Here is a 676-nt window from a genome sequence, read left to right on the forward strand (position 1 = left end):
TCGAAAGCATAGCGACATGGTGGCTTACCCTGCAAACGAGGGAATGAAAGTGGCAGCCGGTTGGCTGATTGACCAGTGTGGTTTGAAAGGTATTTCAGTCAACGGTGCTCAGGTGAACCCTTTACAAGCGTTGGTATTAACAAATGTCGACAACTGCAGTGCTGATGACGTGGTTGCACTTGCTTCTCTGGTGAAAAGGGCGGTGTGGGATAAGTACCAAATTGAACTCGAACACGAAGTGCGCTTTATGAATCGTCAAGGTGAAACTAATCTCGCTAAGATTGAGGCGGCTCAATGAGAAAAGAACACTCAGTGAAGCTACATATCCTTAAAACACTCAGCGATGGCGGTTTTCATTCAGGTGAAATGCTTGGACAACAACTGGGCATTTCTAGAGCGGCAATTGCAAAGCACATTAAAGGGTTAAATGATTGGGGAGTGGATATTTATCGTATCCAAGGACGAGGCTATCAACTGGCTCATCCTCTTCAATTACTCGATGAAACTCGTCTGAAAAATGCCATTAGCACTCCGGTAGAACTGATTTCCGTGATCGATTCAACGAATCAATATTTGTTAGAGAAAGTCAGTGAATCCGATAAAGGGCGAGTTTGCATCGCTGAATATCAGGCGCAGGGGCGCGGTCGTCGCGGACGTCAATGGATATCGCCATTTG

General features: G+C 46.0%; 1 protein-coding gene and 1 pseudogene. Both read left to right on the forward strand.

Going from position 1 to position 676, the window contains the following annotated elements:
* Positions 1-298, forward strand: a pseudogene (locus R7190_RS27810) (UDP-N-acetylenolpyruvoylglucosamine reductase); the annotation flags it as partial.
* Positions 295-676 (forward strand): HTH domain-containing protein (locus tag R7190_RS27815; protein WP_318137920.1); only part of this gene is annotated, 382 nt, incomplete at its 3' end. The pseudogene R7190_RS27810 and the gene R7190_RS27815, both read left to right, overlap by 4 nt.

This window comes from Vibrio sp. 1078-1, assembly GCF_033340475.1.